General features: G+C 71.6%; 23 protein-coding genes. 9 read left to right on the forward strand and 14 right to left on the reverse strand.

Annotated features, from left to right (window positions below; all coding sequences use genetic code 11):
• Positions 1–46: 46 nt before the first annotated feature.
• Positions 47–871 carry a trehalose-phosphatase gene (gene otsB / locus ONA70_RS01465; protein ID WP_265004465.1) on the forward strand — a complete coding sequence of 275 codons (825 nt, stop codon included), beginning with the start codon at positions 47–49 and terminating at the stop codon, positions 869–871.
• 133 nt (positions 872–1,004) lie between these two features.
• Here otsB and ONA70_RS01470 read toward each other — a convergent pair whose 3' ends face one another.
• From ONA70_RS01470 to ONA70_RS01485, 4 genes are read right to left on the reverse strand one after another with little or no spacing between them, the layout of a single operon-like run.
• Positions 1,005–1,775 carry an isoprenyl transferase gene (locus ONA70_RS01470; RefSeq protein ID WP_265004466.1) on the reverse strand — a complete coding sequence of 257 codons (771 nt, stop codon included), beginning with the start codon at positions 1,773–1,775 and terminating at the stop codon, positions 1,005–1,007.
• Between the two features lie 31 nt (positions 1,776–1,806).
• Positions 1,807–2,988: a geranylgeranyl reductase family protein gene (locus ONA70_RS01475; RefSeq protein ID WP_265004467.1), complete on the reverse strand. Its 1,182-nt coding sequence runs from the start codon at positions 2,986–2,988 to the stop codon at positions 1,807–1,809.
• A gap of 24 nt (positions 2,989–3,012) precedes the next feature.
• Complete coding sequence (locus tag ONA70_RS01480) at positions 3,013–3,921, reverse strand: hypothetical protein (RefSeq protein ID WP_265004468.1); 909 nt, start codon at positions 3,919–3,921, stop codon at positions 3,013–3,015.
• A 39-nt stretch (positions 3,922–3,960) separates the two neighbouring features.
• On the reverse strand, positions 3,961–5,802 hold the full coding sequence (locus ONA70_RS01485; protein WP_265004469.1) for a phosphoenolpyruvate carboxykinase (GTP): 1,842 nt from the start codon (positions 5,800–5,802) through the stop codon (positions 3,961–3,963).
• A 424-nt stretch (positions 5,803–6,226) separates the two neighbouring features.
• Between ONA70_RS01485 and ONA70_RS01490 the strand changes: the two genes are divergently transcribed.
• Entirely contained in the window at positions 6,227–6,817 is a 591-nt protein-coding gene (locus ONA70_RS01490) for a GtrA family protein (RefSeq protein ID WP_319956124.1), read from the forward strand.
• A gap of 63 nt (positions 6,818–6,880) precedes the next feature.
• A complete protein-coding gene (locus tag ONA70_RS01495; protein WP_265004471.1) occupies positions 6,881–7,612 on the forward strand; it encodes a GtrA family protein in 732 nt (243 codons plus the stop codon).
• 143 nt (positions 7,613–7,755) lie between these two features.
• On the opposite strand, the gene ONA70_RS01500 is transcribed toward ONA70_RS01495, so the two are convergent.
• Positions 7,756–8,328, reverse strand: coding sequence for a PH domain-containing protein (locus ONA70_RS01500; protein WP_265004472.1), 573 nt, complete (start codon positions 8,326–8,328; stop codon positions 7,756–7,758).
• A gap of 160 nt (positions 8,329–8,488) precedes the next feature.
• Positions 8,489–9,364, reverse strand: coding sequence for a biotin--[acetyl-CoA-carboxylase] ligase (locus tag ONA70_RS01505; protein ID WP_265004473.1), 876 nt, complete (start codon positions 9,362–9,364; stop codon positions 8,489–8,491).
• Positions 9,365–9,462: 98 nt separating this feature from the next.
• Between ONA70_RS01505 and ONA70_RS01510 the strand changes: the two genes are divergently transcribed.
• On the forward strand, positions 9,463–11,046 hold the full coding sequence (locus ONA70_RS01510) for an acyl-CoA carboxylase subunit beta (protein WP_265004474.1): 1,584 nt from the start codon (positions 9,463–9,465) through the stop codon (positions 11,044–11,046).
• Between the two features lie 53 nt (positions 11,047–11,099).
• Here the strand turns inward: ONA70_RS01510 and ONA70_RS01515 are convergent, their stop codons facing one another.
• The 5 genes from ONA70_RS01515 to ONA70_RS01535 all read right to left on the reverse strand — a co-directional run bounded on the left by ONA70_RS01515 (position 11,100) and on the right by ONA70_RS01535 (position 14,932).
• A complete protein-coding gene (locus ONA70_RS01515) occupies positions 11,100–11,987 on the reverse strand; it encodes a hypothetical protein (RefSeq protein ID WP_265004475.1) in 888 nt (295 codons plus the stop codon).
• The gene (locus ONA70_RS01520; RefSeq protein WP_265004476.1) at positions 11,980–12,480 is read right to left on the reverse strand and encodes a SigE family RNA polymerase sigma factor; all 501 of its coding nucleotides are present in this window, start codon (positions 12,478–12,480) and stop codon (positions 11,980–11,982) included. The genes ONA70_RS01515 and ONA70_RS01520 overlap by 8 nt, the downstream gene beginning before the upstream one ends.
• Before the next feature lie 63 nt (positions 12,481–12,543).
• On the reverse strand, positions 12,544–13,527 hold the full coding sequence (locus tag ONA70_RS01525; protein ID WP_265004477.1) for a ketopantoate reductase family protein: 984 nt from the start codon (positions 13,525–13,527) through the stop codon (positions 12,544–12,546).
• Positions 13,528–13,552: 25 nt separating this feature from the next.
• A complete protein-coding gene (locus tag ONA70_RS01530; protein WP_265004478.1) occupies positions 13,553–14,155 on the reverse strand; it encodes a class I SAM-dependent DNA methyltransferase in 603 nt (200 codons plus the stop codon).
• 33 nt (positions 14,156–14,188) lie between these two features.
• On the reverse strand, positions 14,189–14,932 hold the full coding sequence (locus ONA70_RS01535) for a M50 family metallopeptidase (RefSeq protein WP_265004479.1): 744 nt from the start codon (positions 14,930–14,932) through the stop codon (positions 14,189–14,191).
• A 100-nt stretch (positions 14,933–15,032) separates the two neighbouring features.
• Here ONA70_RS01535 and ONA70_RS01540 point away from each other — a divergent pair, with 100 nt between their 5' ends.
• A complete protein-coding gene (locus tag ONA70_RS01540) occupies positions 15,033–15,632 on the forward strand; it encodes a Uma2 family endonuclease (RefSeq protein WP_265004480.1) in 600 nt (199 codons plus the stop codon).
• Between the two features lie 95 nt (positions 15,633–15,727).
• A complete protein-coding gene (locus tag ONA70_RS01545; RefSeq protein ID WP_265004481.1) occupies positions 15,728–16,477 on the forward strand; it encodes a GH25 family lysozyme in 750 nt (249 codons plus the stop codon).
• A 94-nt stretch (positions 16,478–16,571) separates the two neighbouring features.
• Here ONA70_RS01545 and ONA70_RS01550 read toward each other — a convergent pair whose 3' ends face one another.
• Positions 16,572–16,802 (reverse strand): hypothetical protein, encoded by a 231-nt coding sequence (locus ONA70_RS01550; RefSeq protein WP_265004482.1) that lies wholly within the window; start codon positions 16,800–16,802, stop codon positions 16,572–16,574.
• Between the two features lie 90 nt (positions 16,803–16,892).
• Complete coding sequence (locus tag ONA70_RS01555) at positions 16,893–18,842, reverse strand: serine/threonine-protein kinase (protein ID WP_265004483.1); 1,950 nt, start codon at positions 18,840–18,842, stop codon at positions 16,893–16,895.
• A 91-nt stretch (positions 18,843–18,933) separates the two neighbouring features.
• On the opposite strand from ONA70_RS01555, the gene ONA70_RS01560 reads away from it, so the two are divergent.
• Both ONA70_RS01560 and ONA70_RS01565 read left to right on the forward strand, forming a co-directional pair.
• The gene (locus ONA70_RS01560) at positions 18,934–19,146 is read left to right on the forward strand and encodes an acyl-CoA carboxylase subunit epsilon (protein ID WP_265004484.1); all 213 of its coding nucleotides are present in this window, start codon (positions 18,934–18,936) and stop codon (positions 19,144–19,146) included.
• A gap of 93 nt (positions 19,147–19,239) precedes the next feature.
• Positions 19,240–19,692: a hypothetical protein gene (locus ONA70_RS01565; RefSeq protein WP_265004485.1), complete on the forward strand. Its 453-nt coding sequence runs from the start codon at positions 19,240–19,242 to the stop codon at positions 19,690–19,692.
• 292 nt (positions 19,693–19,984) lie between these two features.
• On the opposite strand, the gene ONA70_RS36645 is transcribed toward ONA70_RS01565, so the two are convergent.
• Entirely contained in the window at positions 19,985–20,155 is a 171-nt protein-coding gene (locus ONA70_RS36645; RefSeq protein WP_319956126.1) for a hypothetical protein, read from the reverse strand.
• Between the two features lie 957 nt (positions 20,156–21,112).
• Here ONA70_RS36645 and ONA70_RS01575 point away from each other — a divergent pair.
• Entirely contained in the window at positions 21,113–22,237 is a 1,125-nt protein-coding gene (locus tag ONA70_RS01575) for a S8 family serine peptidase (protein ID WP_265004499.1), read from the forward strand.
• The last annotated feature ends 5 nt before the right edge of the window (positions 22,238–22,242 follow it).

A 22,242-nucleotide genomic window follows, 5' to 3' on the forward strand; every position in this document is an offset into this window, starting at 1 on the left:
ATCTCGGCCACGAATACGCCGCTGTGCCGGGGGTACGCTGTCGCGCGTGCCGCCGTTGAATCTGGGCAACCAGCAGCCGAAGACCCCGTTGGACGCCGGGCACGCGTGGCGTGCCACCGCCGCCCGTGCGGCCGACGTGGTGTTCTTCTTCGACTTCGACGGCACGCTCGCGCCGGTCGACGACGATCCCACCGCGGTCCAGCCCGCGCCGAACGTCCTGGCCGCGCTCGAGGCGCTCGCCCCCCGGGTACGCCGGATCGCCATCGTCTCGGCCCGCCCGGTGGAGTTCCTGCGCGACCACCTCGGCGGGCTCGCCGGCATCGACCTTTACGGGCTCTACGGCCTGGAGCACAGTCACTCCGGCGGCGAGACCGTCACCGAGCCGGCCGCCCTGCCCTGGGTGCCCGCCATGACCGAGCTGGCCGAGCAGGCCCGTGCCGAACTGCCGCCCGGTGCCCTGGTGGAGTTCAAGCGGCTCTCCGTGGCGCTGCACTGGCGTACCGCTCCGCAGCTCGGCGACCTGGTGCAGGAGTGGGGTCGGGCGCAGGCCGACCGGCTGGGCCTGCGCTGCCAGGCGGGGCGCATGGTGCTGGAGCTGAAGCCCCCGGTCGACCGGGACAAGGGCATGGTCATCGACGAGGTGGTCCAGGACGCCGGCGGCGCCTGGTACTTCGGGGACGACGTCTCCGACATCAAGGCCTTCGCGGCGCTGCGCGCCCGGGCCACCGCCGACCCGGAGTTCCTCGGCGTCTGCGTGGCCGTCGCCAACCCGGAGACCGGTCACGAGGTGGCCGACGCCGCCGACCTCACCCTCGATTCCCCCGCCGCCCTGGCCGACTTCCTCACCCAAGCCCTCCCCCACCTCCACTGACCCACGCTCGCCCGCCCGGCGATCTTGCGGTTTGGGCGGGGGCGAAAGCGACACGAGCCCGCGAAAGGCCAACCCGAACTGCAAGATCGCCGCGAGGGTCGCGGGGGTGCGGGCGGTGGGGGCGGTGCGGGCGTCAGACGCCGAAGCGGCGCTGGCGGGTGGCGTACGAGCGGAGGGCACGGAGGAAGTCGACCCGGCGGAAGTCGGGCCAGTTGAGTTCGCAGAAGTAGAACTCGGAGTGGGCGCTCTGCCAGAGCATGAAGCCGGAGAGGCGCTGCTCGCCGCTGGTCCGGATGATCAGATCCGGATCCGGCAGGCCCTTGGTGTAGAGGTGCTCGGAGATGTGGTCGACGTCGATCGAGTTGGCCAGCTCCTCGACGGTGCCGCCGTTCGCCGCGTGCTCCAGCAGCAGCGAGCGGACCGCGTCGGCGATCTCGCGCCGGCCGCCGTACCCGACGGCGATGTTGACCTGTGCCCCACCGTTGCGGTCCCGGGTCCGCTCCTCGGCCGCCTTGAGGGCGGCGGCGTGCTGCGCGGGCAGCACGTCGAGCGCGCCGACCATCCGCAGCCGCCAGGGGTTGCCCTCCTCGGCCAGCTCGGTGGTGAGGTCCTCGATGATCTGGAGCAGCGGATCCAGCTCGGCGGCCGGCCGGGACAGGTTGTCGGTGGAGAGCAGCCAGAGCGTGACGTGCCCGACACCGGCCGCGTCGCACCAGCGCAGCAGCTCCTTGATCCGCTCGGCGCCCATCCGGTGACCGTCGTTCGGGTCGACGAAGCCCATCTCCCGGGCCCACCTGCGGTTGCCGTCGCACATCACGCCGACGTGCCCGGGCACCGGCTTGCCCGCGAGCTTCGCCGTCAGCCGGCGCTCGTACACGGAGTAAAGGAGTTTCCGCAGAGTCATCACCTTGCAGGGTAGCGACCCGCGCTGAAGATCAGTGGTGCGGTGGCCCATCCAGCGGCCGGTGTTGCGGCATCACACGGGCAAGACCGATGCCGATCTTGGCCAGGGTACGGGCGTCGAGACGACCGTCGCCCAGCCCCAGCTCCACCACGATCCGGTAGACCCGGTCGTCCCGGCGGGCCGCCCGGACCGCCCCGTCCACCACCCACCGCCGCCGGGCCAGCCAGGCCGCAGTCGAGCTGTGCCGCAGGTGCGTACCGAGCCGGCGGCGGAGGCTGTCGGCGTACCGGTGGGCGGCCCGGTCGGGGCCGGTGGCGGCCGCCGCGCCGGCCAGCGCCCCGGACCGCAGCGCGTAGAAGATCCCCTCACCGGTGAACGGGTTGATCAACGAGAGCGCGTCGCCGGCCAGCACCACCCGGCCCCGGCCGGGCGCCGGCCGGTGGGTGGAGAGCGGGAGGTGGTGGGCCCGGAGGTCGGTCACCGTGGCCGGGTCGGTGCCGGGCAGCAGGGCGGCCAGGCGGTCCAGCAGGTGGGCGCGGGTCAGCGGCTCGCCGCGCAGCACCTCCCCGTACCCGACGTTCGCCCGGCCGTCGCCGATCGGGAAGGACCAGGCGTACGCCGGCCAGCGCGGCGACGAGGTGACGATGAGCTGCTCGGGCGGCCCGGGGAGGGCCGGGGCGTACCCCCGGATGGCGAGCGCGAGGTGCCGGTCCGGGTTGACCGGGTGGCCGAGCGCCCGGCGCAGCACCGAGCCGGCCCCGTCCGCCCCGACCACCGCCCGCGCGGCCAGCACCCCGTCAAGCACCACCCGGTCGGCGCCCGGCTCCACCCGGCGTACCGTGTGCCGGCGCAGTTCCGCCCCGGCCGCGACCGCCGCCGCCACGAGCCGGGCGTCGAACACCTGCCGGGGCACCGTGTACGCGGGCCGGGGCAGCGCCCGGGCCACCGTGCCACCGCCCGGGCCGACGAGGCGCAACGCGGGCAGCGGAGGGTATCCGTCGACCGCCCCGGCCACCCCCAGCTCGGCGAGGACGTCGAGGGCGTGCGCCGCGATGCCGTCGCCGCAGGCCTTGTCCCGGGGGAAGTCGTACCGGTCCAGCAGCAGCACCCGGGCCCCGTCGCGACGGGCGGCCAGCGCCGCCGCCGCCCCCGCCGGCCCGGCCCCGACCACGATCACGTCGTACTCGTCCGCCACCCCGCCATCCTCCCCCACCGCCCGCCAACCCCCCACCAACAGTCAGGTGACCAAGGAGTTTGCGTCCGGATTTCGTCCTTTCCGGACGCTAACTCCTTGATCAACTCGGGTGGCGCGGGTGGCGCGGTGGAGGGAGAAGAGGGTCAGGAGGGCGGCGGCCAGCAGGGGCGCCCCGTCGCGGATGAGGCCGTCCAGGTGGAGGAGCCACCAGCAGAGCGGGAGGTCGGTCGCGACGGTGCCGAGGGTGATGAGAACCAGGAACTTCCGGGCCCAGGGGCGGTCCCGCACGAGGAACGCGGCGCAGAAGAGCACCAGGTGGCTGACCGCGATGCCGGCGGCGATCCAGAACAGCACCGCCGGTACGGCGCTCAGCCGTCCGTCGAGGATGGACCCGCCGGCGACCAGCGCCGGGACCAGCATCAGCGGGCTGTAGGTGAACGCCGCGACCCGGGCGGTGAGCAGCCAGCCGGTGACCGGCGGGCGTTTCGGCGTCACCTCCCGCCAGGAGATCACGCCACCGGAGACGACCAGCCCCTTGCGGTGCCGGACCAGGTGGTCGCCGACCGCGTCCGACCGGTAGAGCAGCACCACCACGGCCACGCAGAGCGCGGTGAGCACGCCGAACCCGAGCAGGCCGGGCAGCGGCGGCACCCCGGACCGGGGTACGACCAGCCGCCCCACCGCGAAGACCGTGGTGATCGCGAGGATCAGCCCGAACGGCTTCGCCACCACCCGGCCCCGGCCGACGTGCCCGATCAGCACCAGGAAGCCGAACGAACGGAGCATCGCCCAGCCGGTGCGTACCGCGAGACCGGACCCCTGCTCCGGGGCGTACCAGTAGTTGAGCAGCTCGACCACGACGGTGGCCGCCGCCGTGACGGCGAGCAGGGTGGTGAGCGCCCGGACGGCGGACGGCCGCCGGACCTCGACAGGTTCGGCGGCCGTCCTCATGGGATCCGATGGTGCCCGGTACGGGCAACCGTCACACCTCTACTTCTGCGGCTCCGCGTCGAGGCGGGCGCGCAGCGCGTCCAGCTCGGCCCAGAGGACGCCGGGGAGCTTGTCGCCGAACTTCTCGAACCACTCGGTGACCAGCGGCAGCTCCTTGCGCCACTCCTCCGGGTCGACCTTGAGGGCGATCCGCACGTCCTCCGGGGTCATGTCCAGGCCCTCGACGTCGAGCGCGTCCTGGGCGGGGACCAGGCCGATCGGGGTCTCGACGGCCTCGGCGCGGCCCTCGATCCGCTCGATGATCCACTTGAGCACCCGGGAGTTCTCCCCGAAGCCCGGCCACAGGAAGCTGCCCTCAGGGTCCTTCCGGAACCAGTTGACGTAGTAGATCTTGGGCAGCTTGGACTCGTCGCCGTCGGCGCCCTTGCCCATCTCGATCCAGTGCCGGAAGTAGTCGCCGGCGTGGTAGCCGATGAACGGCAGCATCGCCATCGGGTCGCGGCGCACCACGCCGACCGCGCCGGACGCGGCGGCGGTGGTCTCCGAGGAGAGGGTCGCGCCCAGGTACACGCCGTGCACCCAGTCCCGGGCCTCGGTGACCAGCGGGACGGTGTCCCGACGCCGGCCGCCGAACAGGATCGCGTCGATCGGCACGCCATTCGGGTCGTAGTAGTCGTCGGCCAGGATCGGGCACTGGGTGATCGGGGTGCAGAACCGGCTGTTCGCGTGCGAGGAGAGGTTCTCGCTCTCCGGCGTCCAGTCGTTGCCCTTCCAGTCGATCAGGTGCGCCGGCGGCTCACCCATGCCCTCCCACCAGATGTCGCCGTCGTCGGTGAGGGCCACGTTGGTGAAGATGGAGTTGCCGCGGTCCAGCGTCCGCATCGCGTTGGCGTTGGTCTTCCAGTCGGTGCCCGGCGCGACGCCGAAGAGGCCGTACTCCGGGTTGATCGCGTAGAGGCGGCCGTCCGGGCCGAACCGCATCCAGGCGATGTCGTCACCGATGGTCTCGACCTTCCAGCCCGGGACGGTCGGCTCCAGCATGGCGAGGTTGGTCTTGCCGCAGGCCGACGGGAAGGCGCCGGCGACGTGGTAGACCCGACCCTCGGGCGAGGTGATCTTGAGGATCAGCATGTGCTCGGCGAGCCAGCCCTCGTCGCGGCCCATCACGCTGGCGATCCGCAGCGAGTAGCACTTCTTGCCCAGCAGCGAGTTGCCGCCGTAGCCCGAGCCGAACGACCAGATCTCCCGGGTCTCCGGGAAGTGCGAGATGTACTTGGTGTCGTTGCACGGCCAGGCCACGTCCTGCTGGCCCGGGGCGAGCGGGGCGCCGATCGAGTGCAGGGCGTGCACGAAGTCGGCGTCGTCGCCCATGGCCGCCAGGATCTTCGCGCCCATCCGGGTCATGATCCGCATCGACGCGACCACGTACGGGCTGTCGGTGATCTCGACGCCGAACATCGGGCTCTTCGCCTCGACCGGGCCCATGACGAACGGGATGACGTACATGGTGCGCCCGCGCATCGAGCCGCGGTACAGCTCCGTCATCGTCCGCTTCATCTCGGCCGGCGCCATCCAGTTGTTGGTGGGGCCGGCGTCCGCCTCGTCGACCGAGCAGATGAAGGTGCGCTCCTCGACCCGGGCGACGTCCGTCGGGTCGGTCCGCGCGTAGAACGAGTTGGGCTTCTTCTCGGGGTTCAGCCGGATCAGGGTGCCGCTCTCGACGAGTTCGTCGGTGAGGCGGCGCCACTCCTCATCGGACCCGTCCACCCAGACCACCCGGTCGGGGGTGGTCAGTTCCGCGACCTCACGTACCCAGGCGAGCAGTTTGGGGTGGGACGTCGGGGCCTGATCGATACCCCGAACAGTAGCCGGAGCAACCATGTCACATCTCCTTGTGGTCGACGCTGACCGATGTATGGGATGCACGAGTTCTGGCGAGCATGTGCTTCGCCTTCGTGGAAACCTGGGATTGGGCTCAGCGTAAACCGGGCTGCCTCGCGAGTCAGTGGGACTGGTTGTGAAGAACTGCACAAGGTAGGGCCACGCTGCGGCATCGCGATCTGATACCCGCTTTCGCGCGCAGTTTCACGCAAATCTTGTGGAGAACCTTCGCCGAGTGCCGGCGGCACCGGCCGTCCGCGGGTGCACGATGCGCGGAAGCGAACGTCGGTGCCGCCGACGACGGTTCCGTGATCCCATCCACAATTCCGCGACACCGAGTTACGCTCCGCTCACGGAGATCGGAACCGGCGGCTGGTCCACGGACGGTGCCGGGCCCGCGGGCACGCCTGGTCCCACTCCTCGCTTGTTACCGCTCCCATGTGCTCGGAACCGGTACCCTCAGCGAGTGGCCGTGCCGATGACCCGGGACCAGAAGGGATCTCCGCGCACCCGTCCGGGTCCGCTCGGCGCGCTCGCCGACCGCTTCGGGCACCTGGTCCGCGAACTGAGCAAGTTCGCCACGGTGGGCGGGTTCGCGTTCCTGGTCGATCTCGTGCTCTTCAACTACCTGGCCAGCGTCAGGCACCTGCCGCCGGTGGCGGCGAAGACCATCTCCACGGTGATCGCGGCGACGGTGGCGTTCGTCGGCAACCGGTTCTGGACCTGGCGGCACCGCCAGCGCTCCCACCCGGCCCGGGAGTACGCGCTCTTCTTCTTCTTCAACGGGGTGGGCCTGGGGATCGCGGTCGCCTGCCTCGCGATCAGTCGCTACGGGCTGGGTGCCGTCTGGCCCGCGGTGTTCCAGACCCCGCTGGCCGACAACATCGCCAGCTTCATCGTCGGCACCGGCCTCGGGACGCTGTTCCGATTCTGGTCGTACCGGCGGTTCGTTTTCGTGGAGGCGGGAACTCCCCCCGTTCCGGGAACGAGCCACGACCGAGAGTCCAGGGCGTGACCTACCGCCCACCCCGTCTCGCCGGGCCGAGCCGGCCCTGCCCGCTGCCCTAAGGTGTTCCGCATGCCTCTTGTCCGTCTACTGCCCGAGCGCTGGCAGAAGTTCGTCCACGAGGCGCTCAAATTCGGCATCGTCGGCGGCATCAACACCGTCATCAATTACGCGGTGTTCAATGCGCTGGCACTCACGGTTTTCCGCAACGGCCAGCTCAAGGCGACGGTGGTCGCGACCGTCGTGGCGACGATCACGTCGTATCTGATGAACCGCCACTGGACGTACCGGGACCGACCGAGTTCGGCACTCAAGCGCGAATACGCCTTGTTTTTCCTGTTCAACGCCACCGGCCTGCTCATCGAACTCGGTGTCCTGGCAGTGGCGAAGTACGGCCTGGGCGTGACCAGCCTGCTGATGCTGAACGTCGCGAAGACCGGCGGTGTCCTGCTGGCCACCCTGTTCCGGTTCTGGTCGTACCGGACCTTCGTCTTCCAGCCGGCACCGCAGCACGCCAAGGAGAACTGGCACGCCATCCCGCGCGACGAGTGGGACAACGTGGGGGAGCTGGACCCGGTGGCCGAGCTGGCCGAGTCGGTCAGCGAGCTGGAGGAGTCCGAGCCCCGGCCCGGCGAGCGGGCCGGCCAGGTGGGCAAGGCGACCGACCGGGCCACCGACCGCCGGGCCGACTACACCCCGCCGCAGGGCCGTCCGGCCCCGGCGGACGCCGGCCTCGGCGCCACCCTGGACGCCGAGCTCGCCGCCGAACTCCAGCCCACCCCGCGCCGCTACCCTCGCCGCTGACCGCCTGACCGGGCCCGCGCCGCCGCGCCCGTGCACCATGCCCGTGCGCCGTGCCCGTCGATCAAGGAGTTTGCGTCAGATTTCCGAGCCGTTCCGACGCAAACTCCTTGATCATCGCAGGCGGGATAGGGCGGAAGCCGGGATCAGGCGGAGGGGTCGCGGAGGGGCTTGCCCTCGGCCATGTCGGCCAGGATCTCGCGCATCTCGCCGTCGCCCAGGCTGTGCTTGTCGTGGTGGGCCTCGACCAACTCGTAGAGCTTCGTCTGCACCTTGTCCACGTGCGGTACGTCGGTGAGCACCGACTGGCCCCGCTCACCCGCCGACTCGATGGTCAGGGTGCCGCAGCCGAGCAGCCGCTCGACGAACTTCTGGTGCATCGAGTGGTCGTTGATCCGGGTCAGCGGCAGGTCCCGACGGTTGCGGGAGAACACGCCCTCCTGGAGCAGCACCCGCTCGTTGGTGAAGAGGTAGTGGGTGGTACGCCAGACCAGGAACGGCCACAGACCCAGCCAGAGCACCAGCACCAGGCCGAGCGCGGCGATCACGTAGAGCGCGATGGTGCCGCCGGTGCCGTCGGGCAGCAGGACCCAGCCCGCGACCACCGCCGCGACGGCGAGCACCAGCACCAGGATCGGCCGGATCAGGGCCTTCCAGTGCGGGTGCAGGTGCAGCACGACGTGCTCGTCCTCGGTGAGCACGTCTTCGGGGAACGCCACGGGAACCTCCTCGCAGAACAGGACGCGCTGACCGTAACCGGTCGACGCATCCCGCGGGATCGGCCACGCGGCCGGTGCCGCTGGCGGGGCGCCGCCACCGGGCGGCGTGTTAATAGGGGGCCCCTCCTCTACCGGAGGCGTTAACAGGGGGCCCTTTCTTTCACCGCAGGTGGAGCACGTCGCCAGCAGCGAGGCGCAACGGGCCGTCCGCCGCGTCGACCAGGAGCTGGCCGTCGGCGTCCACCCCGCTGGCGGTGCCGTGCACCTCCCGGCCGTCGGGGAGCAGCACCCGGACCGGGCGCCCCACGGTGGCGCAGGCCGCCACGTACGCGTCCCGCAGCCCGCTGGCCACCGCGTCGCCGCCCGCCGAGCGCCACCGGTCGTACCAGTCGGCGAGGGCGCGGAGCAGGGCACGCAGCAGGGGATCCCGGTCGGTGGCGGCGGCCCCGGCGAGCTGGAGCGAGGTGGCCGGCAGCCCGGTCGGGTTCTCCGGCAGCTCGTCGGCACGGAGGGTGACGTTGAGGCCGATACCGACCACGATCGCGGGCGGCTGGGCTGGCGACTCGCCCGGCACCGCCTCGGCGAGCACCCCGGCGCACTTGGCACCGTCGATCAGCAGGTCGTTGGGCCACTTCAGCCGGGCGTCCAGCTCCGCCAGCCGGACCACCGCCTCGACCAGGGCCACCCCGGCGAGCAGCGGCAGCCAGCCGTACCCCTGGGGTGGCACGGGCGACCAGCCACGCTCCGCGACGGCCTCGCCGGGGCGGAGCAGGACGCTCGTCGCGATACCGGCCCGGGGCGGCGACTGCCAGACCCGGCCGCGACGGCCCCGCCCGGCGGTCTGCCGCTCGGCGACCACCACGAGTCCCTCCGGCTCGCCGGCTCGCGCGGCCTCGACCACGTCCGCGTTGGTGGAGCCGGTCTCGGCGCGCAGCTCCAGCCGGCGCCACGGTCCGTGCGGGGCGACCAGCGCGCGCCGCAGCCGGGCCGCCGACAGCGGCGGGCGGTCCAGATCCGTGTACGGCGAGCCGGGCATCCCGTCAGCCTACGGCCCGACACCGTGCCGGTCGCTGGGAAGCCGGTGAGGCGCACTGCACAGCGGCACCCGACCTGAACCATCGTTATATTCCGTGGGTGACTACCGAGACCGGGATCAACATCCACACGACCGCCGGGAAGCTGGCGGACCTGGAGCGGCGGCTCGACGAGGCGGTGCACGCCGGGTCGGCGCGGGCGGTCGAGAAGCAGCACGCGCGGGGCAAGAAGACCGCCCGGGAGCGGATCGAGATGCTCCTCGACGAGGGCTCGTTCGTCGAGATGGACGAGTTCGCCCGGCACCGCTCGACCAACTTCGGGCTGGCGAAGACCCGGCCGTACGGAGACGGCGTGGTGACCGGCTACGGCACGGTGGACGGCCGGCAGGTCTGCGTCTTCGCGCAGGACTTCACCGTCTTCGGCGGCTCCCTCGGCGAGGTCTTCGGCGAGAAGATCGTCAAGGTGATGGACCTGGCCATGAAGATCGGTTGCCCGGTCATCGGCATCAACGACTCGGGGGGCGCGCGGATCCAGGAGGGGGTCGCCTCGCTCGGCCTCTACGGCGAGATCTTCTTCCGCAACGTCCGGGCCAGCGGCGTCATCCCGCAGATCTCCCTGATCATGGGCCCCTGCGCCGGCGGCGCGGTCTACTCCCCGGCGGTCACCGACTTCACCGTGATGGTCGACCAGACCTCGCACATGTTCATCACCGGCCCCGACGTGATCAAGACGGTCACCGGCGAGGACGTGGGCATGGAGGAGCTGGGCGGCGCCCGTACCCACAACGCCCGCAGCGGCAACGCGCACTACCTCGGCACCGACGAGGAGGACGCCATCGAGTACGTCAAGGCGCTGCTGTCGTACCTGCCGTCGAACAACCTGGACGAGCCGCCGATCTTCGCCGCCCCGGCCGAGCTGGACATCACCGACGCGGACCGGGAGCTGGACACGCTGATCCCGGACTCGGCGAACCAGCCGTACGACATGCACCGGGTGATCGAGCACGTCCTCGACGACGGCGAGTTCCTCGAGGTCCAGCCCCTGTACGCGCAGAACATCGTGGTCGGCTTCGGCCGGGTCGAGGGCCGCCCGGTGGGCGTGGTCGCCAACCAGCCGATGCAGTTCGCCGGCACCCTCGACATCGCCGCCTCGGAGAAGGCCGCCCGGTTCGTGCGGACCTGCGACGCGTTCAACATCCCGGTGCTGACCTTCGTGGACGTACCCGGGTTCCTCCCCGGCACCGGCCAGGAGTGGGACGGCATCATCCGGCGTGGCGCCAAGCTCATCTACGCGTACGCCGAGGCCACCGTCCCGAAGGTCACCGTGATCACCCGCAAGGCGTACGGCGGCGCGTACGACGTGATGGGCTCCAAGCACCTCGGCGCCGACCTGAACTTCGCCTGGCCCACCGCGCAGATCGCGGTGATGGGCGCGCAGGGCGCGGTGAACATCCTCTACCGCTCCGAGCTGGCCAACGCCGAGGACCCGGCCGCCGTCCGGGCCGAGAAGATCGCCGAGTACGAGGACACCCTGGCCAACCCGTACATCGCCGCCGAGCGCGGGTACGTCGACGGGGTGATCCCGCCGCACGAGACCCGTACCCAGATCGTCCGGGCGCTGCGGGTGCTGCGCACCAAGCGCGAGACCCTGCCGCCAAAGAAGCACGGCAACATCCCGCTCTGACCGACCCCGCGGCCGGCTCCCACCGTCCACCGGCGGGGGCCGGTCCGTCCGCGTCAGCAGCGTGGGTTGGCGGCGGGGCACAGCCGTGCGGCGGCGCCTCGGGCCAGCGTCCGTAGCTGCTGATCGGTGGTCCAGGGCACGACGCCGGTCGGGTACACCATCCCGCCCATATCGGGCATGATCACCGTGACGAGGTCACCGACCTGGACGACCACGCGTACGTCGAGCTTCTGGTCGGGTCGGACGATGTGCCCGCTCGTCCCCTGTGACTCGGTGTGTCGCAGCACGACGGCACGATCGCCGGCGAAGCCCCGGTCCGTGATCTGCCAACGATGCAGGACCGGTGTCGCGTTCCGCTGCGCCGGCGGCGCCTGCCAGGTCGCGCAGAGCGCGACGAACCGGTCGAGGTCGTCGAACACCCGGCGGGCCGTGCCGGGGACCGTCCGGTAGACGTCCTGGGCGAGCACCGGCCGCGGGGTGTTGCTCTGCCCCGCCGCCAGGTTCTCCAGCAGGTTCTGCGACCGGGAATAGCGCGAGGCCACCGGCTGCACCGCCGCCCCGTGGGACCGGGCACACGTCTCGAGCCAGGTGTCGACCCGGACCGGCTCACCCAGGCCCGACTCGCCGAGTTGGATGTCGGCCGTCGCTTCCAGCGTCTTCATGGCCGGGTCGGCACGCGACAGCAGCGCCTCGGCGGGTACCTCCGCGCTCGCCGCGACGGGCGGACGCGCCAGTGGCAAGGATGTCCGCCCCGGACCGGGCGGCTCGGCCACCGCGACGGCCGTACCCCCGGCGACCACCAGCACGGCCACCGCCGCCGCCATCGCCGTACGCCGGCTGCGGCGCCGGGCGCGGCCCCGCAGCTCGGTCGGCTCCGGCCAGCGGACGTCTGCCAACTGCCGGTGCACCAGTTCCACGAACCTCAGGTCGTCGTCACGCATCTGCGGCTTCCTCCAGATCCACGACCGCGAGCAGCCCGGCGAGCGCTGCGCGCCCTCGGGAGAGCCGCGCCTTCACCGTGCCGACCGGGGCCGCCGTCTCCCGAGCGACCTCGGCCACCGGCATGCCGAGCAGGTAGTAGAGCGCGATAGCGGTGCGCTGCTCCTCGGGCAGCCGGCGCAGCGCGGCCACCACCTCGACCGTGTCGGTACCGGGGGCCGGGACGCTCTCCTCGGCCCCGTGCCGCAGATAGGCGCGGGCCCTGCTGCGCAGGCTGCGCCAGCGGCTCACCGCGATACGGCTGGCCACCACCCGCACCCACGCCTCCGGGTCGTCGTACCCGCTCACCGTCGACCAGCGCTGCCAGGCCCGGATGTACGCCTCCTGCACGGCGTCCTGGGCCTCGGCCACGTTGCCGGTGAGCACGTAGACGAAGCCGAGCAACCGTTGCCGGCTGCTCCGGTAGAAGTCGTCGAACCCGTCGACGTCCGGCACGCTGTTACCTCCCCCGTGGCGGTCGCAGGGGAAACGCCTGGCGCGCGGGGTGCGGTTGCCGGGTCAGCCGACCATTTTCTCCAGTTCGGCGACAGGGAAGCCGCCGGCCGGGATGCGCTCGCGTGCCGCCCGGCGGACGGCGGCCTGGACGGCCGCGTTCGCCGGGGTCGGTACGCCGTGCAGCCGGCCGAGCAGCACGATCTCGCCGTTGAGGTGGTCGGCCTCGGCAGACCCCGTGCCCCGGGCCAGGCTCTGCCAGGTGGAGCCGCCGGCCCGCTCCTCGCCGTCGACCGGCCGGTGCTGGACCTGGTCACCCCGCCCGGCGGCCTCCTCGTCCTCGGTGGTGTGCGGGATGCCGGCGGCGGCCAGCGCCGCCTCTCCCTCGGCGCGTACCCGCTTCGCGAGCGGCTCGGGGACGTCCCGGCCGAACAGGGCCTGCAGGCCGTTGACCAGGTTGCCGAGCAACTTGCCGTACTTCCAGCGCATCACGTCGTCGCGGACCGGGGCGACGAACCCGGCGGCGGTCAGGTCGCCGGCCACCGCCCGGCTGGTGTCGTCCGATCCGGACGGGTACCGGCCGAGGTGGAGCATCCCCGGGTGCGGGTACCCGTTGGCGACGACCACGCCCGGTTCGAGGTGGGTGGCGGGCAGCCACACGCAGACCGGGTGCACCCGGGCGAAGAGCCGCAGCGCGGCCCGCTCGTTGGCGACGCCGTTCTGGGCGAGCACGATCGGCAGGCGCTCGCCCGCCGTGCCGCCGCCCTCGACCGGAGCGTCCACCCAGGTGGCCAGCGCGGCCTCGGTGTCCTGCGACTTCACGGTCAGCACCAGCACCGTGTCGGCGGGCAGCGGGCGCTCGTCGGGCCCGGCCACCGCGGGCAGCCGGCGGGTCACCGTGCCGTCCGGCGTCCGCAGGGTCAGGCCCCGCTGCTGGAGCGCGGCCAGGTGCGCGCCGCGGGCCACCAGCGTCACGTCGCGGCCGGCCTCTCCCAGCCGTACGCCGATGGTGCCGCCGACCGCGCCCGCTCCGATGATCAGGTACCGCATCTGTCCGATTCTGCCCGGTGCCGGGTCAGGCCGCCTCGGCGAGGTGGCACAGCCAGCGCTGGCCGTGGTCCGACACGTCACTGCGCTGTCGCAGCGGGGCGAACCCGGCCACCCGCAGCAGGTCCTCGACCTCCTCGGCCCGGTACCAGGCGAAGAAGCGGTCGGCGCGCTCCCCGGGCCAGCGTTCCCAGCCCTCCCCCTCGCCCTCCTTGACGCTGAGCAACAGCGGGCCGCCCGGGCGGAGCACCCGCCGGATGCCGGCGAGGGCGGCCGGCGCGGCGGCCCTGGGCAGGTGCAGCAGGGCGGCCGAGCACCAGACCCCGCCGACCGTGCCGGCGCGGAACGGCAGCCGCAGCAGGTCACCCTGCACCAGCGGCGCGCCCACCCGGCCGGCCTCGCGCAGCATCGCCGCGGAGAGGTCGAGGCCGATCGGCGCCGCGCCCCGGCCGGCCCAGAAGGCGAGGTCGCGCCCGGTTCCGCAGCCGAGGTCGAGCAGCGGCCCGGCCAGCCGGCGCCCGAACTCGTCGGCCAGCGCCCGGTACGTCGCGGGCACCTCCGGGTTGCGCGCCGCGAAGTCCGCCGCGATCCGGTCGTACGCGGCCCGGTTCCGGGCGGTCACCTCGTTCACGGCCGGGCAGCCTCCCTCGTCCTCGGTGGGGCGTCAGATCGTGAGGCCGGCGTCGGTGAGGATCGGGCCGGCGAGCAGCAGCGCGCCGGCGGCCAGCGCGGCCAGGCTGGCCAGCATGAAGACACCCACCCAGAACAGCGGCGGGAACGGGGTGAGCCGGGCGAGCTGGTCCGCGTCGGACTCTGGCATCCGGCCCCGGCTGCGCAGCCGCTGCAGCTCCACGACCGGGCGTACGCCGCCGAGCAGCAGGAACCACACCGAGGTCCAGGCGAAGGCGGCCTGCACCTGCGGGGACGTGTACCACGAGACGGCGAGCACCACGCCGCCGGTGACCAGCAGGGACAGCACGCCGAACACGTTGCGGATCATGATCAGCATGGCCAGCAGCAGCGCCACGGCGACCCACAGCAGCAGGGTGATCCGGTTGCCGGCGAGCAGCCAGGCCCCGGCGAAACCGACCAACGACGGGGCCACGTACCCGGCGAGCAGGGTGAAGATCATTCCCGGGCCGCTGGGGCGGCCCGCCGAGAGGGTCAGCCCGGAGGTGTCCGAGTGCAGCCGGATGCCGCGCAGCTTCCGGCCGGTGAGCCGCGCGGTCAGCGCGTGGCCGCCCTCGTGGGCGATGGTCACCGCGTTGCGGGCGATCCGCCAGGGCAGCCGGGTGGCGACCACGAGGACCGCGACGAGGGCGGTGAGCAGGACCAGCAGCGGCGGCGGGTCCGGCTGCGCGCTCATCAGTTTGTCCCAGATGGTGGTCAGGCCGTCGATCAGGGGCATGGGCGGGGAGCCTACCGCCCCGACCTGTGTCGTTCGTCGGGCGCGGCCTCGTATCGTGTGAGACTGACCGGGCGGCGAACGGAGCGGGAGGTGAACGCCGGTGAGCGCGGCCCCCATTGAGCCCTTCGAGCCCCTTGGCCAGCAGGTCGGCCCCTGGACCGAGGCCGACTACTTCGCCATGGGCGAGAGCCGCAGCCGGATCGAGCTGCTCGACGGGAGCCTGATCGTGAGTCCTGCCCCGAGCAAGCGACACCAACTGGTGTCGTGGAACCTGGTGGACAGCCTACGGCCCGCCGTCCGACCACATGGGCTGCTGGTGTTCGAGGCGGTGAACGTCCGGCTCGGGGCGAATCGGATCGTCATTCCCGACGTGGTGGTGGCGGACACGGACGACGAGGGCACCGTCATCGAGGCGGGTGAGGTACGGCTGGTGTGCGAGATCGTCTCGCCCGGCAACGCCGCCGCCGATCGTCTGGTCAAGATGCAGCTCTACGCGATCGCCCGGATCGCCTGGTACCTGCTGATGGAGCAGGACGGGGACAGCCACTCCCTGCGGCTGCACCGGCTCGACGGCGGGCACTACGTCGAGGACCGGGTCGCGAAGGCCGGGGAAAGGCTGAGCATCACCGAGCCCTTCCGCTGGGCACTCGACCCGGCCACGCTCCGCAGAGGCGACCCGAAGTCACCGGGAGAGCGATGACGCTCGTCGATGAAAATTTCCTTAAGCCCTCTTGCGATCTTGGTTAGTTACCTCCAAGTATGGTCGTCAATCAATCGACGACCATGGAGGCTTCAATGGTCCGCAGACTGTCCGTACGCCGGCTGCTCGCCACCGGTCTCACCGTCGTCGCCACCGCGGCGGCGGCCCTCGTCGCCACCGCCGCCCCGGCGGCCGCAGCGACCACCCCCGGCATCGATGTCTCGAACTACCAGGGCGCGATCAACTGGACCAGCGTCCGGAACGCGGGCATCCAGTTCGCCTTCATCAAGGCCACCGAGGGCACCAGCTACAAGGACCCGAGGTTCAACACCAACTACCCCAACGCCTACTACGCCGGCGTGATCCGGGGCGCGTACCACTTCGCCCGGCCGAACCTCTCCGGCGGCGCAGCGCAGGCCGACTTCCTGGTCAACAACGGCGGTGCCTGGTCGGCCGACAGCCGGACCCTGCCTGCCGCGCTCGACCTGGAGGCCAACCCCTACGCCGGCGGCTACTGCTACGGCCTGAGCACCTCGGGGATGCGCACCTGGATCAGCGACTTCGTCAACCGGTACAAGGCCCGCACCAGCCGGTATGCGGTCATCTACACCACCACCAGCTGGTGGAACACCTGCACCGGCAGCTGGAGCGCCCCGTGGGCCAACAACCCGTTGTGGATCGCCTGCTGGTGCGGCTCGGCCGGCACCCTGCCGGCCGGCGCCCCCTTCTGGAGCTTCTGGCAGTACACCAGCAGCGGCACGGTCTCCGGGATCAGCGGCAACGTCGACCGGAACTACTGGAACGGTGACCGGACCCGGCTGATCGCCCTCGCCAACAACACCTGACAGCCCTGACAATGAGGTCGGCGGCAGCGGGACGGGCTATCACCGTGGGTCGATAGCCGGTCCCGCTGCCGCCACCGTCGTGTGTGGTGCCCGGTCAGGCCCTGCGTCGTGTGCCGGCCGGTACGGGCACCGCGCCCCGCCCGGCCAGGGTGGTCCGCCGGGCCAGCCGCCACGCCGCCACCCCCGCGACGACGAGGGCCACGACACCGAGCACCGCGACCGGCACGGACAGGCCGGCGCTGACCAGCAGCAGGACGAGGTCCCCGAGCGCGACCAGCATCCACAGTGCCAGCCGGGGACCGGTGTCCTTGTGTCGGTGATTCATGTCGTACCTCCTTCCGTCGTCGCCGGGTTCAATACCCCGGACGACGGAAGGCCATGCGAGCCGGTTTCGCGACGGCGGGATTCCCTCAGTTCACCGGTCGGGCTTGAAGTGCTTGATGATGACGTCCCAGTCGGCCAGGCTGGCGTTCCAGGCGCTGACCGGAACCTCCCAGCGCAGCGCGTAGCCCCGGTTGCTGGCGGTGGCCACACCCCGGTTACGGACGTGGAGGCGGACCCCATCCTTCCGTGTCTCGAACCAGTCCCAGTCCGCACAGGTCCGGTACCAGTCGCAGCGCTGGATGTCGATGTACTTGTAGTCGGTGACGTAGTTCTTGCGCGCCGATTCCTTGCTCTTCCAGTCGGCGACCGCGTCCTTCTCCGGCGAGTTGGTCCACTGGATGAACAACACCCGCTTGGCGCCACCGATCTCGTACAGGGTGACGGAGTCGGAGCCGACCCGCGACCTCCATCCCTTCGGGGTCGGCACCTCGAACCCGTTCGGTCCCGTGAACATCTGCCAGCCCGCCGGCAGGGCGTTCGGGTCGGTGGACGGGGTGGCCGAGGGTGTCGGGCTGGGCGTGGCGCTGCTCGGCGCGGCCGTGGTGGGCGCGGCGCTGGTCGGCGCCGGGGCCGACGAGTTGGCCCCCGTCGGCTGCCCGCCGCCGTCGCCCTTGTCGTCGCTGGTCAGCAGCGGCACCGCCACCACCAGACCGATCAGCAGCACCGCGACCAGCGCGCCGATCAGCAGGTTGCGGCGGTTGCGCTCCGGCTTCGTAGCCGGGACGACCGCGGCCCGACCGGTCGACGGCGCCGGACTGACCGGCGCGGCCAGGACGGAGGTCGGGTTCTTCGGCGGGTCCGGCGGGGTGTCCTGGACGGCCGGCGCGTCGTCCACCCGCGTCTCGTCGAGCGCGGGGGCGGCGTCGTCCACCCGGGTGTCGTCGGCGGCAGGCTGTGGCGCCGCGTCGAGCTTCGTGGTCGGCTCGGCGGACGGCGGGCTGACCTTCGCGGTCGGCGTCGCGTCGGCGGTGTCGGGGGCCTTGGCCGCGGCGGCCGCCCCAGCGGCCGCCGCCGTACCCGGGGCGAACGTGCGCGGGCCGGACGGCCGCGCGGCCCGGCCGTCGACCGGACGCGGCGCCGGCACCAGCGGCGGGCGCGGCTCGCGCGGACCGTTCGGCCCCGGCCGACGTACGCCGTCCAGCAGCGAGATGCTCTTCGCCCGGCGGCCGGTGGCCTTGCGCAGCAGCCGCTCCGCCACCTCGGCGTTGATCCGGTCGTTCGGGTCCTTGCGCAGCAGGCCCTGAAGGACCGGCTTGAGCGGCCCGGCGTTCTTCGGCGGCGGCAGCGGCTCGGTGGCCAGCGCGGCCAGGGTGGCGATCGCCGACGGCCGGGCGTACGGCGACTTGCCCTCCACCGCGGCGTAGAGCGTCGCGCCCAGCGACCAGAGGTCGGCCTCCGGGCCCGCCGTGCCGTCCCGCGCCCGCTCCGGCGCGATGTACGCGGGCGAGCCGAGCACCATGCCGGTCCGGGTGACGTTCGGGTCGCCCGGGATGGTGGCCAGGCCGAAGTCGGTGAGCACCACCCGGCCGTCGTTGCCGAGCAGCACGTTGCCCGGCTTCACGTCGCGGTGCATGATGCCGGCCTTGTGCGCGGCCTTCAGGGCGCCCAGCACCCCGAGGCCGATCTCGACGGCCTTCGCCGGCGACACCGGGCCGTCCTCGGCGATGGTGTCCTGCAAGGACTTGGACGGCACGTACTCCATGACGATCCACGGGTCGCCGTCGGTACGCAGCACGTCGAAGATGCGGACCACGTTGATGTTGTTGAGGCGGGCGATCGCCCGCGCCTCCCGCAGCGAGCGCTCGCGCATCTCGCGGCGTTCCTCGGGGGTGAGGCTGGGCGGCGGGACCAGTTCCTTGATTGCCACGTCCCGGTGCAGCACCTCGTCACGCGCTTTCCACACCCGACCCATGCCGCCTTGGCCGAGCGGCGAGATGAGCCGGTACCGGTCGGCGATAAGTTGGGGAAGCGCGTCAGACATCGCTGAGACGGTACCCGGCTGCTCCGACGCGCACACCGCCGGCACGCCACTGTGCGGCGTAGGTCAAGTTCTCGACGCGTACCCTGGGGCCATGTCTGCCGAAGAGCCGCTGTTCCGGATCGTCCGCGGGGTGCCCACCGCCGAGGAGCTGGCCGCGCTGGTCGGCGCGATCGTCGTGCGGACCCGGCCCACCGCCGCCCCCGCGCCGGCCCCCGTCTCGCACTGGGCGCGCAGCGCCCGCCCGGTCGGCGCGGCGCTGGCCACCGGTCCGGGCGCGTGGCGCGCCGCCGGCCTCCCCCGCTGACCGTTCCTCGGGTACGCGCCGGGGCTGCCGGTATTCCGTTCGAGCCATTAGCCTCACTCAGGGAGATGGCGCGGTGACGGACAGGGAGGGTCGATGATCCCCGAGGAGAACCAGCCTGCGGGTTGGCTGCGTGGCTACGGCGGCATTGAGGCCGACATCCGACAGATGCGCGAGTTCGCCGACCGGCTCCAGGACGAGGTCACGCGCAACTACGCCCCGCACCTGTCGTACATCGCCGACGACATGAAGGCGAAGATCCCCGACCCGGCCGACGCCTTCGTCGAGCTGGTGCAGTTCCTCCAGGCGCATCACGAGACCCAGACGGCGGCCGCCCAGGTGGTCTGGGGCATGGTCCCCGCCACCGGCCACCTCGCCGAGGCCGCCGGCCTCATCGCCAGCAAGTACCAGCACTCCGACGCCTTCACCGCGGCCCGCGTCGCCGACGTCGAGCGGGCGCTCGCCCGGCCGACCACGACCGCGCCGCGTCCCACACCGCCGCTGCACGACCCGACCGGACCGGAAAACGGGCCGGTGGTGCTGCCGTGATCGAACGGGGTAGCGGCCGCACCAGGGGAATCACCGACTGGCGACTGATGGACGTGCACAGCATGTGGGCGTGCCTGCAGGACCAGGACACCACCGGGCAGTGGAAGCAGGTCGCCGGCTGGCGCAAGGTCTACGACCTCGCCCTGGCTCACCTCGGCCGCCTCCGGGAGTACCGGCGCGGGCTCGCCGAGGCGTGGCCGCCGGAGACCAACGCCGCCGCCCGGGCGTACATCGGCGAGCTGGACCAGCTCATCGACAAGGTGCAACGCACCCACGACGCCGCCGCCGCGAACTACGACGCGCTCGCCGCCGCCACCCGCGCCATCGGCAGCGCCCGCGCCGAACTCAAGCCGATCCACGACGAGTACGCGGCGAAGCTCCAGCAGAAGCAGGCGTACGAGGAGATCCTCGCCGACCCGAAGGCGGTGGCGGGCAGCCGCCTGCCCGCGCGGCCGCCAGTCACGGACGCGGACCTGGAGCGGCTGAACGATCGGGCGCGGGGGTTGATGGCGGGGTTGAGCGGCGAACTCCAGCAAGCCCAAGCCATGCTCCGCCAGCCTCCACCCAAGCCAAATTTCCGCAGGCAGCCAGATGAGGGTGATTCGACGGGCAGCTCAAGCCAGATGCCCGTCATTCCGCCCATCGTGCCTGTACCGACAACGGTCGAAGCGCCAGCAGCCCGCCGGGAAGCCGTGTCACTCAAGCCCTCTGCACCTTTGACAGGACCAGCGATTGGATCAGGGCCGATCCTCGGTGGAGCAGGACCTGGTCTCGTTCCAGCACCTGCTAGCCCGGCACCGGCCGCCACTCCACCCTCAACACCCGGCCAGCCGCTCGGGCCGCCCGTACCGCCACCCCTGCCCCACCGGCCAAAGGCGCCTGCTTCGGCACGGATATCAGACCCAGGGCGTGGACAGCTTAGTCCTCTCGAGAATCCGTCGAATGGGGTCGGAAACGGCCCGCCACACGGGCCACTTCGCCCGCTCCCGCCTGGAGGGCTCATAGGCGGAGCGCCCGCCTCTGGGATCGGGCAACCGGGCAGCAAGGGACCTACGCCTCGCCGGGTTAATCCGATTGGCGGCGTAATCGGCGGCGGAGGTGCTGGCACTGCTCCCAGCGGTGCGGCTGGATCCCGGCCCGGATCAGGTCGCGCTTCCCAATTCGGTCCACACGATGGCCTGCCCCCGATTGGCGGGGCCCGGGGCATGGGCCCACAAGGAGCAGCCGCCAGCCCTCCTGGGCAAACAAGCCGCAATTTGCCTAACGAAGGCCAGTCCCGCCCCTGGGACCCCGACCATCCGTGGGAAGTTGACAAGGGCGTCGCTCCAGTGATGCGGCCTCCGGATGATGGTGGTCCTATCGATCCTGGGCCGACTATCGGCATTGATCGGTGAACCTGATTAATCTGGCCATTTCCCAGATGGCCGTCACACTATCAGCGGCTCTGGCTGTAGCCCTCCTTCCAACCGCCGTCGCTATCCCAAGAGATGACTCCATAGGGCCCAATCAAGTACGAGGCAGGCAATGGCATTTGCAGTACCTAGATGCAGCAAGGGCTCATCGAATTAGCCGAGGAGAAGGCGTCGTCGTCGCCTTAGAAGACACGCGGATTTATAACCACCCAGACTTGGACGGAAACGTTCTCCCAAGCGCCGACATCATCGGCTCCGGAGGCAACAGCCGGCAGGAGCCATCCAGCCACGGAACGCTTATGGCCGGGCTGATCGCAGCCCACGGGCAAGGTGGAAACAAGGGCGCTCTCGGGATCGCCCCCCAAGCGAAAGTCCTACCCGTTCGCGTCCAACCTGATATCGAACAAGGCAGCAGTGACCTCCTCGCAGCTGGGATCGAGTGGGCTACTGCGAATCATGCCGATGTAATTAGCATTTCGTCGGTTGCCGGGGCGAGCGTTCGCCTTCAACGGGCGGTGAAGGCGGCACTCGAGGCCAACATCGTTGTAGTGGCAGCGGCAGGCAACCAACCCGGAGATCTGAGCGTTGGCTATCCGGCGTCGGAAAGAGGTGTCATCGCCGTCGGCGGCTGTAATCAAACAGGCGTACACGCCTCAGTGTCAGTTACAGGTCAGGAAATCGATGTGGTTGCACCGGCGGTCGACATCTACAGCACCAGCTACGACGGCAAGTACTCGAAGGGCACCGGCACGTCGAGTGCCACGGCGATCGTGGCCGGGGCTGCCGCGCTCATCCGGTCCAAGTACCCCGATCTCCCGGCCGAGGAGGTCGCGCATCGCCTGACCGCCACCGCGATCGACAAGGGCCCGCCCGGCCGGGACGACGAGTACGGCTACGGCGTCATCGACCTGGTCGCCGCCCTCACCGCGGACGTGCCGCCGCTGGGCTTCGAGTCGTCGGACGTAACCGCGCCCGCTCCGACCAGGGCCGAACAGGCGGGCGGCGGTGGCGACGACGGGGCGACCGCGCGCGGGCTGGCAACGTTGGGTGTGCTGGTGGCGGCGGGCGGCGGGTATCTCGTCTGGCGGCGGCGTCGCCGTGCCGACGATCCGCCGCCCCGGATCAGCCGGTAGCGTCG

The sequence above is a fragment of the Micromonospora yasonensis genome, assembly GCF_026013475.1.
GTDB lineage: Bacteria > Actinomycetota > Actinomycetes > Mycobacteriales > Micromonosporaceae > Micromonospora > Micromonospora yasonensis.

Bases quoted from the DNA above. Each gene is read 5' to 3' on its own strand.
- ONA70_RS01505 (WP_265004473.1), bottom strand. From the start codon at position 9,364: ATGCCCGGCTCGCCGTACACGGATCTGGACCGCCCGCCGCTGTCGGCG.
- ONA70_RS01480 (WP_265004468.1), bottom strand. From the start codon at position 3,921: ATGAGGACGGCCGCCGAACCTGTCGAGGTCCGGCGGCCGTCCGCCGTC.
- ONA70_RS01470 (WP_265004466.1), bottom strand. From the start codon at position 1,775: ATGACTCTGCGGAAACTCCTTTACTCCGTGTACGAGCGCCGGCTGACG.
- ONA70_RS01515 (WP_265004475.1), bottom strand. From the start codon at position 11,987: ATGCGTGACGACGACCTGAGGTTCGTGGAACTGGTGCACCGGCAGTTG.
- ONA70_RS01545 (WP_265004481.1), top strand. From the start codon at position 15,728: ATGGTCCGCAGACTGTCCGTACGCCGGCTGCTCGCCACCGGTCTCACC.
- ONA70_RS01555 (WP_265004483.1), bottom strand. From the start codon at position 18,842: ATGTCTGACGCGCTTCCCCAACTTATCGCCGACCGGTACCGGCTCATC.
- ONA70_RS01575 (WP_265004499.1), top strand. From the start codon at position 21,113: ATGGCCGTCACACTATCAGCGGCTCTGGCTGTAGCCCTCCTTCCAACC.
- ONA70_RS01560 (WP_265004484.1), top strand. From the start codon at position 18,934: ATGTCTGCCGAAGAGCCGCTGTTCCGGATCGTCCGCGGGGTGCCCACC.
- ONA70_RS01565 (WP_265004485.1), top strand. From the start codon at position 19,240: ATGATCCCCGAGGAGAACCAGCCTGCGGGTTGGCTGCGTGGCTACGGC.
- ONA70_RS01550 (WP_265004482.1), bottom strand. From the start codon at position 16,802: ATGAATCACCGACACAAGGACACCGGTCCCCGGCTGGCACTGTGGATG.
- ONA70_RS01495 (WP_265004471.1), top strand. From the start codon at position 6,881: ATGCCTCTTGTCCGTCTACTGCCCGAGCGCTGGCAGAAGTTCGTCCAC.
- ONA70_RS01535 (WP_265004479.1), bottom strand. From the start codon at position 14,932: ATGCCCCTGATCGACGGCCTGACCACCATCTGGGACAAACTGATGAGC.
- ONA70_RS01485 (WP_265004469.1), bottom strand. From the start codon at position 5,802: ATGGTTGCTCCGGCTACTGTTCGGGGTATCGATCAGGCCCCGACGTCC.
- ONA70_RS01525 (WP_265004477.1), bottom strand. From the start codon at position 13,527: ATGCGGTACCTGATCATCGGAGCGGGCGCGGTCGGCGGCACCATCGGC.